Below are 10,951 nucleotides of genomic sequence, written 5' to 3' on the forward strand. Positions count from 1 at the left end.
TGATCACTACTTTAGCGGATTTCCCCGGCGACTCCTAATCGGAGTCCGAACCGAATTCCGGCAAGCCGAAATCCATCCCGTTCAGGGAGCCATACGGTAGTGAGTTGTCGCCACCTGTCCTTGCGGACGCCGGGCAACTCGGGGAACTCTACACGAGTCCGGGGGATGGTCTGCACCACGGCCGCTAGCGCTTCTTGCCGCCCTTACGGCCCGTGCCGCGGCGCTCGTGGCGCCGCAGCGCCGCTTCGTACTCCGTGCGCCGCAGGCCCTCGCCCGGGGCCTCCCGCACCGTGCGGAGCGCGTACGCGAGGAGCGAGCCGATGAAGCCGATCAGGAGCATGCTCTGCATCGAGCGTTCGGCCGCCGGGTCCGCCGCGGGGTCCGGGCGGCGGCCGAAGCCCTCCCAGGTGCGGCGGAAGGCGATCGCACTGCAGATGGCGAAGGCGGCGACCACCAGAGCGTTGACCAGACCGCCGACCTTGGCGATGGTCAGGCCCTCGTAGCCGAAGCGCAGTACTACGGCGCCCGCCGCCGCCGCGGCGAGTGCGCCGAGGCCCGCGCCGGCACGGCGCAGCGGGTAACCGCCGCTGTGGTCGACCCACGTCGTACCGAAGAACCGGATCGGTTCGGGCTGCGGGCCGGTCGGCAGCTGGTGCTCATCGCTCATACGCCGATTATCGCCACCGCCCGGTGCGGGGCCTCAGGAGCAGCGGACGGCCACGAAGTCGCTGCTGCCGGTCTTGACGTAGGCGTCCGACACATACTGGCCCGGCGCGATGCTGTCCCAGATGTCGGTCGTGCCGTACGGGCCGGAGACCGTCTCGCCGCGGGTCTGGCAGCGGATCTGCACCGAGGCGTCCTCGGGGAGGACACGGACGACCTGGCTGCCGGTGTTCGGGCCGCGGCGGACGTTGACCTGGTAGCCCGGGGCGACCGGGAAGTAGACGGCGCTCGCGCTCCGCACCGACACGGACGACAACCCGTTGTCCCCTGTACTGCCCTCGTCGAACTCGGTGTTCTCGGTGGTTTCGGTGTTCTCGCCGTCAGCCATGTGGGCCTCCCCCGCGCGGTGATGAGCCGTTAGCTCAATGACATGCGCAGGCTAGCAAGGCCCGGCACGCCTCCCGGGTTTCTCCCGTGCCATCGATTAGGCTCCGGAAGCCGCCGTACGCGGCCGAATACACACGGGGGTGGGGGAATGCCGCCGCTGCGCACGACCGGGACGGGCCCGGAAGCGGAGGATCCGGGGTTTGCCGGTCGTTACCGGCTGGAAGGGCGTCTCGGCTCCGGCGGCATGGGTGTGGTCCACCTCGCGCGCTCCCCGTCCGGGCTGCGGCTCGCGGTCAAGGTGGTGCACGCCGAGTATGCGGTGGATCCCGAGTTCAGGGCCCGGTTCCGGCAGGAGGTCGCGGCCGCGCGGCGGGTGAGCGGGGCATTCACGGCGCCGGTCGTGGACGCCGACCCGGATGCCGGGCGGCCCTGGATGGCCACTCTCTACATTCCCGGTCCCACGCTCTCCGAGCGCGTCAAGCGGAACGGGCCGCTGGCGCCCGACGAGGTACGGCGGCTGGCGGCCGGGCTGGCGGAGGCGCTGCGCGATATTCACCGTGCGGGAGTGGTGCACCGCGATCTCAAGCCGAGCAATGTCCTGCTCGCCGAGGACGGCCCCAAGGTCATCGACTTCGGTATTTCCCGCCCGTACGACAGTGAGCTGCGTACCGAGACCGGGAAATTGATCGGTACGCCGCCTTTCATGGCTCCCGAGCAGTTCCAGCGGCCGCGCGAGGTGGGGCCCGCGGCGGATGTGTTCGCCTTGGCCTCGCTGCTGGTGCACGCGGCGACGGGCCGCGGTCCGTTCGAGTCGGACAGTCCGTACATCGTGGCGTACCAGGTGGTGCACAACGAGCCGGACCTCGACGGTGTGCCCGCCGATCTCGTGCCGCTGATCCGCGCCTGCCTGTCGAAGGAGCCCGCCGACCGGCCGACGCCGGACCTGATCATGTCCCGGCTGCCGCGCCTGGCGGACGCCGGGCTGCCGGCCCGGCGCGGGTCCGGGGACGACGGGGCGGCGCGCGACCTCGTCCCCACGCATGTACGGGTTTCCCCGCCGCCGGAGGAGCCGGAGCAGCCGGAGGTGCAGGAGCCGGCGGCGCCCGGCAGGCCGCGTCGCCGCCGCGGCCGGTGGGTCGTCGCCGCCACCGTGGCCGCCGCGGTGGTGGGCGCGGGCGGCTTCTGGACGCTGAGCCGGACCGACGTACTGGACGGGCCGTTGCACCGGCCCTCCGCGACGAGTGCCGACTGGGAGCCGTGGGAGACGTCGGTTCCGGTGGACGCGGCGGGGGACGGCAGGGTGCGGGCCGGGTTCTGCACGTACGGGGAGGAGGCGCTCTACTGCTCCGCTCCCGGGGTGCAGGCGGCGCGCATCGACCCCGCGAACGGGAACGTCGTCTGGCGGATAGCGACCGACACCGCGCGGCCCGCGGCCACGGAGCCGGGGGCGCCGCCCGCGCCCGTGGTCTCGGGCGGACTGGTGCACGTCATAACGCCGGACGGCGACCGGCTGTCCGCGCTGGACCCGGCGAAGGGGGAGCCGCGCTGGTCACGGGACGTGTCGGCGTACGGGGGCCGGGTCTACCACGCGGGTGACACGCTGCTGCTGGTCGCCGTGGACGGCACGGTGACGGCAGTGGACGGCGCTTCGGGGAAGGAGCGCTGGAGCCACAAGCTGCCGGGGCAGCCCAAGCCGGTCTTCTCGTCCTATGCCGACTCCCGGGTGGTGGCCGGACGTGACGCGGGGGCGCCGGTGTACGCGGTCTCCCCGGCGGGCGGCGGGCAGCACCGTACCCAGATGCTCGCGCTCGACCCGCTGCGCGGCACGACGCTGTGGCAGCGGACGCTGGACGGCGATCTGACCGCCGTCGGGGTGGGACCGCGGGACGCGCTGTACCTGACGGCCGTCGACTCGCACGACCGGGTGTCCGCCGTGGTCCGCTACGACCCGGCGGAGCAGCGCGAGCAGCGGGTGCCGATGAGTACGCCGTTGAGCGTGACGAGTGCCGCCGCGCGCGGTGACACGGTCTATCTGTTGTCCTCGGACGGCGGCCTGACGGCGGTCGGGACCGGGCCGGGCGGTGCGGGCGGTCAGCTGTGGCGGCTGGACACGTCGGTGGCCAACGCCTCGGCGCTGGTGCCCACCGAGGGCCGGCTGTACTTCTCCGCGGCGGACGGGCGGCTGCTGGCCGTCGACACGGTGCGGGGTGCCCTGCTCGGGCAGACGTCGCCGCGGCTGACGCGGGCCGGGCGGGGGTATCTGGATCTGCTGCCCGCGCCGGTCGCGGCGGACGGGAAGGTGTTCGGGGCGGCGCCGGACGGCACGGTCTTCGCGGTGAGCGACCACAATCCGGCGGGGTGGAAGTAAGGAGCGCGGCCCATGGCCGACGCCCCTTACCTCTCACCACGGGTTCAGCCCAGGCGGCTCACGTCGCGGACCGCTCCCTTGTCCGCGCTCGTCGCCATGGCCGCGTACGCGCGCAGGGCCGCCGACACCTTGCGGTCGCGGTTCCCCGGCGCGTACGTGCCGCCGAGCGCCTCCCGGCGGGCCGCCAGTTCCTCGTCGGGGACGAGGAGTTCGATGGAGCGCCCGGGGATGTCGATGCGGATGCGGTCGCCATCGTGGACCAGGGCGATGGTGCCGCCGGAGGCTGCCTCGGGCGAGGCGTGGCCGATGGAGAGACCCGAAGTGCCGCCGGAGAAGCGGCCGTCGGTGACGAGGGCGCAGGCCTTGCCGAGGCCGCGGCCCTTCAGGAAGGAGGTCGGGTAGAGCATCTCCTGCATGCCGGGGCCGCCCCTGGGGCCCTCGTAGCGGATGACGACGACGTCGCCCTCCTTGATCTCCTTGCGGAGGATCTTGTCGACGGCCTCGTCCTGCGACTCGCAGACGACGGCGGGGCCCTCGAACGTCCAGATCGACTCGTCGACGCCGGCCGTCTTCACGACGCAGCCGTCGACGGCCAGGTTGCCCTTGAGGACGGCCAGTCCGCCGTCCTTGGAGTACGCGTGCGCCACGTCGCGGATGCAGCCGCCCGCCGCGTCCGTGTCGAGGGTCTCCCAGCGCTCGGACTGCGAGAAGGCCGTGGCGGAGCGGACGCAGCCGGGGGCGGCGTGCCAGAGCTCGACGGCCTCGGCGGACGGGGAGCCGCCGCGCACGTCCCAGGTCCCCAGCCAGTCCTTGATGGAGGGCGAGTGGACGGTGTGCACGTCCTCGTTGAGGAGGCCCCCGCGGTAGAGCTCGCCGAGGATCGCGGGGATGCCGCCGGCGCGGTGCACGTCCTCCATGTAGTACGTGCCGCCGGGGGCGACGTTGGGCGCGACCTTGGCCAGGCAGGGCACCCGGCGCGAGACCGCGTCGATGTCCTTGAGGTCGTAGTCGAGCCCGGCCTCCTGGGCGGCGGCGAGCAGATGCAGGATCGTGTTGGTCGAGCCGCCCATGGCGATGTCGAGGGCCATGGCGTTGTCGAAGGCCGCGCGGGTGGCGATGTTGCGCGGCAGGACCGAGTCGTCGTCCTGCTCGTAGTAGCGCTTGGTGATCTCGACGACCGTGCGGGCCGCGTTCTCGTAGAGCGCCCGGCGCGCGGTGTGGGTGGCGAGGGTGGAGCCGTTGCCCGGGAGGGAGAGGCCGATGGCCTCGGTGAGGCAGTTCATCGAGTTGGCGGTGAACATGCCGGAACAGGAGCCACAGGTGGGGCAGGCGTTCTCCTCGATGCGGAGGACGTCCTCGTCCGAGACGTTCTCGTTGACCGCGTCCACGATGGCGTTGATCAGGTCCAGCTTGCGGACCGTGCCGTCGACGAGGGTGGCCTGTCCGGCCTCCATCGGGCCGCCGGAGACGAAGACGACGGGGATGTTGAGGCGCAGGGCGGCCATCAGCATGCCCGGGGTGATCTTGTCGCAGTTGGAGATGCAGATCAGCGCGTCGGCGCAGTGCGCCTCGACCATGTACTCGACGGAGTCGGCGATGAGGTCGCGGGAGGGCAGCGAGTAGAGCATGCCCGCGTGGCCCATCGCGATGCCGTCGTCGACGGCGATGGTGTTGAACTCGCGGGGCACCGCGCCCGCCGCCAGGATCGCCTCGGAGACGATCCGGCCGACCGGTGCGAGGTGGGTGTGGCCGGGGACGAACTCGGTGAAGGAGTTGGCCACCGCGATGATCGGCTTGCCGATGTCCTCACTCGCTACGCCCGATGCGCGCATCAGGGCGCGGGCGCCCGCCATGTTGCGGCCGTGGGTGACGGTGCGGGACCTCAGCTCGGGCATCCTGCTCCACTCCTCGAAGTGCGTCAGCGCTGTGCCGGTCAGCGGCGCCGCGCGGGAAGGGCGTCGGCGCTCGTCAGCGTCTTCCGAGCCTACGCCGGTGATCCAAGATCCGGACAGTGTCTCCGGGATGTGAGATGCGCACCCGGGGTCCCCGCAGGCCGGGGTCAGGCCGGGTCGGGACCGGGCCGGGCTCAGGCTCCCGCGAGGTGCCGCTGCACCACGGGGGCCACCTGGGCGACGATCTGCTCGGGATCCGCCGACGCCAGCGGCTCCACCTTGATCACATGGCGCAGTATGGCGATGCCGACGAGGTGGGCGGCGGCGAGCTCGGCGCGCAGCCGGGGTTCCGCCACGTCGAGCTCCGCGGCGATGGGGACCATCAGGCGGCTGGTGACGAGGTTCCGGAAGATCGCGGCGACGGTCTCGTTGGCGACCGCGGAGCGGACGATAGCGAGCAGGGGTTCGCGGGTGACGGGGTTCTCCCAGATGCCGAGGAAAAAGCGCGTCATTCGTTCGCCCGCGGTGTCCAAACCCCCCTGGAGGGTGATGCCCGGCCCTTGCAGGACGGGCGCGAAGGACTCTTCGATGGCGGCGGCGAAGATGCTCTCCTTGGGCCCGAAGTAGTGGTGGACGAGGGCGGGGTCCACGTCGGCGCCTCTGGCTATGGCCCGGATGGACGCCTTGTCGTAGCCGCGCTCGGCGAACTCGGCGCGGGCCGCGGCGAGGATGCGTTCGCGGGCTCCGGGACCGCCGCCGAGGTCCGTACGGGCCGGCCTGCCGCGCTTCTTCGGGGCGGCGGGCCGCCCGCCCGCGCCGGGCTTCCCGGAGGCGCCGGGTGTGCCTGAAGCACCAGGTGTGCCCGAAGCACCGGGCCCGCCGGAGGAGCCGGGTTCGCCGGGGGTCCCCTCGCCCGTCCGGGAGGCGCTCATGGCCGGGCCGCGCGCGTCGGGGAGGCGAGGTGCAGCCGGGTGAAGGCCAGGGCCTCGGCGAGGTCGGCCTCGCGCTCGGCGGAGGACATGGCGCGGCGGGTGTTGACCTCGATCACCACGTGCCCGTCGAATCCCGTGGCCGCGAGCCGCTCCAGCAGCTCGGCGCAGGGCTGCTTGCCGCGGCCGGGGACGAGGTGCTCGTCCTTGGCGGAGCCGTTGCCGTCGGCGAGGTGGATGTGCGCCAGCCGGTCGCCCATCCGGTCGATCATGTGGATGGCGTCCGTGCGGGCGGTGGCGGTGTGCGAGAGGTCGACCGTGAAGTGGCGGTAGTCGTCCTTGGTGACGTCCCAGTCGGGCGCGTAGGCGAGCATCTCGCGGTCGCGGTAGCGCCAGGGGTACATGTTCTCGACGGCGAAGCGGACGTCCGTCTCGTCGGCCATCCGCCAGATCCCCTGCACGAAGTCCCGTGCGTAGCCGCGCTGCCAGCGGAACGGCGGGTGCACCACCACCGTGGTCGCGCCCAGCTTCTCGGCGGCCGTACGGGCCCGCTGGAGCTTCACCCAGGGGTCGGTCGACCAGACGCGCTGGGTGATCAGCAGGCAGGGCGCGTGGACGGCCAGAATGGGCACCTGGTGGTAGTCGGACAGGCGGCGGAGCGCCTCGATGTCCTGGCTGACCGGATCGGTCCACACCATGACCTCGACCCCGTCGTAGCCGAGGCGCGCGGCGATCTCGAAGGCCGTCGCCGTCGACTCCGGATAGACCGAGGCCGTGGACAGCGCGACCTTCGCATCAGGGATGCGCACCACTGGCTCTGTCACGAGGGACAGCGTACGCATGCCGGTTCGGCGGGGCCGGGCCACGGGTGGGGTTTCTCGCCGTCACAGGCCGCCGCCGGGCGGTCACGAACGGACCGGCTGCGGGGTCGGCAGGTGGTCCAGCCTGCGCAGGATGACGCCCTCGCGGAGCGCCCAGGGACAGATCTCCAGTTCGTCGATCCCGAGGAGGTCCATCGCCGCCTCGGCGACGAGCGCCCCCGCGACGAGCTGCGGGGCGCGCCCCTCCGAGACCCCGGGCAGCTGCGCGCGCTGCGCGGACGTCATGCCGGCGAGCCGCGGCACCCACTCCTCCAGTGCCTTCCGGGTGAGCGTGCGCTGCACGTACAGCCCGTCCGTGGAGCGGGCCGCGCCCGCGATCCGGGCGAGCTGCCGGAAGGTCTTGGACGTGGCGACGGTGTGGTCGGGCGGGCCGTGCCGGGCGAAGTCCCCGACGATGCGGGCGATCTGGGCCCGTACGTGCCGCCGCAGGGCCCGTACGTCCGTGGGGTCGGGCAGGTCGCCGGGCAGCCAGGCGGTGGTGAGCCGGCCCGCGCCGAGCGGCAGGGAGACGGCCGCGTCGGGGTCCTCGTCCAGCCCTAGGGCGATCTCCAGGGAGCCGCCGCCGATGTCGAGGACGAGGAGCCTGCCCGCCGACCAGCCGAACCAGCGGCGGGCCGCCAGGAAGGTCAGCCGCCCTTCCTCGTCGCCGGTGAGGACGGGCAGGGTGACGCCGGTCTCCTTCTGCACGCGGGTGAGGACGGCGTCGGCGTTGGACGCCTCGCGGACGGCGGAGGTGGCGAACGGCAGGACGTCCTCCACTCCCTTGTCCTCGGCGGCCTGGAGGGCGTCCCGGACGACGGCGACGAGGCGGTCGATCCCGGCGTCGCTGATCGCGCCCTCGTCGTCGATGAGCTCGGCGAGACGCAGTTCGGCCTTGTGGGAGTGGGCGGGCAGCGGACGGGCGCCCGGATGCGCGTCCACCACCAGCAGATGGACCGTATTCGAACCCACATCGAGGACACCGAGTCTCATGGCCTGAACGCTACTGCTGTTGTCCGGGGCGCATAGTCTTGAGGGGTGGCAAAGACGAAGAAGGCGAAGCGCGACGAACACCTCGAAAAGGCGGACAAGGCGGCCGGGAACGCCGAGAACGCCGAGGCGAAGGTGTCGGGCAAGCGTTCCAAGCCCTCCGCTCGGGTCTCCGACGAGGTCGGGCTCGACTTTGCCCGCGCCTGGGTCGAATTCCCCGATCCGGTCGACGACGAGCAGGTCTTCCGGTGTGACCTGACCTGGCTCACCTCCCGCTGGAGCTGCATCTTCGGCAGCGGCTGCCAGGGCATCCAGGCCGGGCGCGCCGACGACGGCTGCTGCACGCTGGGCGCGCACTTCTCGGACGAGGACGACGAGCAGCGCGTCGCGGGCCATGTGGCACGGCTGACCCCGGAGATGTGGCAGTTCCACGAGGTGGGCACGGCCACCGGCTGGACCCAGGTCGACGAGGACGGCGACCGGCAGACGCGCCGCTGGGAGGGCTCCTGCATCTTCCAGAACCGGCCCGGCTTCGCGGGCGGCGCCGGCTGTTCCCTGCACATCCTGGCGCTCAAGGAGGGCCGCGAGCCGCTGGAGACCAAGCCGGACGTCTGCTGGCAGCTGCCGGTGCGCCGGACGTACGACTGGATCGACCGGCCGGACGACACGCGGGTGCTCCAGGTCTCGATCGGCGAGTACGACCGCCGGGGCTGGGGTCCCGGCGGCCACGACCTGCACTGGTGGTGCACGTCGGCGACGTCCGCGCACGGCGCAGGGGACCCGGTCTACGTGACGTACGCGCCCGAGCTGAAGGAGCTCATGGGCAAGAAGGCGTACGCGCGGCTGGTGGAGCTCTGCGAGGAGCGGATGGCGTCGCTCCTGCCGATGGCTCCGCACCCGGCCGACAAGCACTGACCTCGTAATCCCCTGTAGCCGTCCTCCTGTGGCTTCCCCTTGCAGCCGTCCCCCGCCGCCGGGAACTCCGGTCAGGCCGGCGGGGTCGGGCCGTGGGGTGACGGCGGCGGGGTGGCGGGGGGCATGGTCGGCCCGAGCGGGGTGGGCGTCGGCCTCGGGGCGGGGCCCTGGCCCTCGATCGTGACCACCGAGCCCCCGGGCGCCACGGCGACCCGCGCGCTCCAGTGGCCCGTCGGCTCGCTCGCGCGGTCGATCTCGACGACGACGGTGATGGACTGCCCCGGCCACAGCACGCCGCCCGTCCTGCTCAGCCGCAGCCAGGGCGCGTTGGTGGTCATCGACCACGGGACCGCGTCCCCGCCGCTCGCCGTGAGCGTGATGAGCGTGGCGGAACCGCTCGGCTGCGCGGCGATCGTGAGCCGCCCGGGGCCCGGCACGGGCGCCCGCGGGGCGTCCGGCAGCGGTACGGCGCTGCTTCCCGGCGAGGGCGGCACCCCGCCGAGCGGCTCCTCGGCGACCGGCACGGGCCGGCCGTCCGGCCCGAGCACCGCGACCGAGACGTCGGACAGCGGGCCTCCCGGCGCCGCGCGCGGGCCCACCTGTTCGCGGGCCGTGCCGCCGTCCTCGTCGCCCTCGTACGGATAGGCGGAGTGCCGCCCGGCCTCCTCGGCGGAGACGGACGTGGGACCGTGCCCCTCCCCCGTCTCCGGCGCGCCCCGGTAGGCGGCCCACAGAGCGAGCACGGGGGCCGCGACGACCGTGGCGACGACCGTCGTCGTGACGGCCCGGCTGCGGAAGCGGCTGCGGCGCGCGGCACGGTCCTTCGGCTCCACGGGGAATCCCCGCCGGTCGAAGCGGGGGGCCTGCGGCGCGGCGGACCCCCGCTGCTTGCACGCGCCCACGGCGCGCAGCATGGCGGCGTGCGCCTCGGCACGCGGGGCCCGGACGACGGGCAGCGCGGCCGACGACGCCGAGGTGCCGGGCCAGGGGCCGCCCGCGATGGCCCGCTCGGCGGTACGACGGCAGTCAGCGCAGTCGTCGACGTGCCGGACGAGCTCGCGCCGCAGGGCCGCGCCGAGCAGCACCCGGGTGTCGCCCGCGAACCCCGCGACGACCGGGCAGCGGCCCGACTCCACGACGACCAGCGCGGTCCGGGTGCGCTCGACCTCGCAGGCGGCACTGGACAGCAGGGTGCGCGCGGCGTCGGACTCCATCCGGAGCACGGCCGCGACCTCGTGCGCGGACAGGCCGTGCCGCACGGCGAGTTCGAGTGCCTCGCGCTGCTCGGCGGTGGTTCCGGCGGCCTCGGGCCAGGCGAGCCGCGCCAGTTCCGCGCGGCGGCGCTCGTCGATGGAGGACGTGCTGCCGGCCTCGCCGGGGGCGGTGTGGCTCCCCGGTGCGGCGAGCCGGCGCAGGCACGCCCAGCGAGCGAGGGCGTACAGCCAGGAACGGTGCGACTCGTCACCGGCGGGGGCGCGGCCGCCACGGCGCTCCGCGATCGCGAGGACCTCGCCGAGCGCCGCGGTCGCGGCCTCGTGCTCGCACAGCACGGACAGGCAGTAGGTGAACAGCCCGTCGAGGTACGGCTCGTACCGCGCGGGCGGTCCCTGCACGAGCGTCTCCTGTTCCGGGCGGACCGCGCGGTGCGCGCAGGGCGCGTGCGTCGGGGGCTCGGGCCTCCTGCTCATCATCCCGGCGACGGTAGGACGACAGCGGCGCCCCGTCCCCGCTGCGGACACAGGATTACCCCATTCGGGTGAGCTTCTCGCTCAAAAGGGGACGCCGTGGCCGTGCGGCCGAGCCCTCGCCGGGCGGGCCGTGTGCCGGGTGCGGGTCCGTTGCCTCCCCCAGCCTTCGGCCGGGGGGACCCCCAGCGGCGGGAGCGGCCTGCGGCCTTCGGCGAGTACGAACCGGACGAGATCGCCTCCCGGCACAAGGAATTCGGCC

General features: G+C 73.3%; 9 protein-coding genes. 2 read left to right on the top strand and 7 right to left on the bottom strand.

The annotated features are described in order from the left end of the window. Positions 1-184: 184 nt before the first annotated feature. Both ACWD4A_RS33915 and ACWD4A_RS33920 read right to left on the bottom strand, forming a co-directional pair. Positions 185-667 carry a hypothetical protein gene (locus tag ACWD4A_RS33915; RefSeq protein WP_451200047.1) on the bottom strand — a complete coding sequence of 161 codons (483 nt, stop codon included), beginning with the start codon at positions 665-667 and terminating at the stop codon, positions 185-187. 33 nt (positions 668-700) lie between these two features. Then, positions 701-1,051, bottom strand: coding sequence for an SH3 domain-containing protein (locus ACWD4A_RS33920; protein WP_451200049.1), 351 nt, complete (start codon positions 1,049-1,051; stop codon positions 701-703). A gap of 147 nt (positions 1,052-1,198) precedes the next feature. Here ACWD4A_RS33920 and ACWD4A_RS33925 point away from each other — a divergent pair, with 147 nt between their 5' ends. Beyond that, a complete protein-coding gene (locus ACWD4A_RS33925) occupies positions 1,199-3,418 on the top strand; it encodes a serine/threonine-protein kinase (protein WP_451200052.1) in 2,220 nt (739 codons plus the stop codon). A gap of 44 nt (positions 3,419-3,462) precedes the next feature. Here the strand turns inward: ACWD4A_RS33925 and ilvD are convergent, their stop codons facing one another. From ilvD to ACWD4A_RS33945, 4 genes are all read right to left on the bottom strand, one after another. Continuing rightward, a complete protein-coding gene (gene ilvD / locus ACWD4A_RS33930) occupies positions 3,463-5,313 on the bottom strand; it encodes a dihydroxy-acid dehydratase (protein WP_451200054.1) in 1,851 nt (616 codons plus the stop codon). Between the two features lie 191 nt (positions 5,314-5,504). After that, the gene (locus ACWD4A_RS33935) at positions 5,505-6,242 is read right to left on the bottom strand and encodes a TetR/AcrR family transcriptional regulator (RefSeq protein ID WP_451200056.1); all 738 of its coding nucleotides are present in this window, start codon (positions 6,240-6,242) and stop codon (positions 5,505-5,507) included. Continuing rightward, positions 6,239-7,063 carry a sugar phosphate isomerase/epimerase family protein gene (locus tag ACWD4A_RS33940; RefSeq protein WP_451200058.1) on the bottom strand — a complete coding sequence of 275 codons (825 nt, stop codon included), beginning with the start codon at positions 7,061-7,063 and terminating at the stop codon, positions 6,239-6,241. Before ACWD4A_RS33940 ends, ACWD4A_RS33935 begins: the two co-directional genes overlap by 4 nt. An 81-nt stretch (positions 7,064-7,144) precedes the next feature. After that, on the bottom strand, positions 7,145-8,092 hold the full coding sequence (locus ACWD4A_RS33945; RefSeq protein WP_451200060.1) for a Ppx/GppA phosphatase family protein: 948 nt from the start codon (positions 8,090-8,092) through the stop codon (positions 7,145-7,147). A gap of 132 nt (positions 8,093-8,224) precedes the next feature. Here ACWD4A_RS33945 and ACWD4A_RS33950 point away from each other — a divergent pair, with 132 nt between their 5' ends. After that, positions 8,225-9,004 (top strand): hypothetical protein, encoded by a 780-nt coding sequence (locus tag ACWD4A_RS33950; protein ID WP_451200065.1) that lies wholly within the window; start codon positions 8,225-8,227, stop codon positions 9,002-9,004. Between the two features lie 71 nt (positions 9,005-9,075). Here the strand turns inward: ACWD4A_RS33950 and ACWD4A_RS33955 are convergent, their stop codons facing one another. Then, positions 9,076-10,695: a BACON domain-containing protein gene (locus ACWD4A_RS33955; protein WP_451200063.1), complete on the bottom strand. Its 1,620-nt coding sequence runs from the start codon at positions 10,693-10,695 to the stop codon at positions 9,076-9,078. Between the last annotated feature and the right edge of the window lie 256 nt (positions 10,696-10,951).

Source organism: Streptomyces sp. NPDC002537, assembly GCF_053594975.1.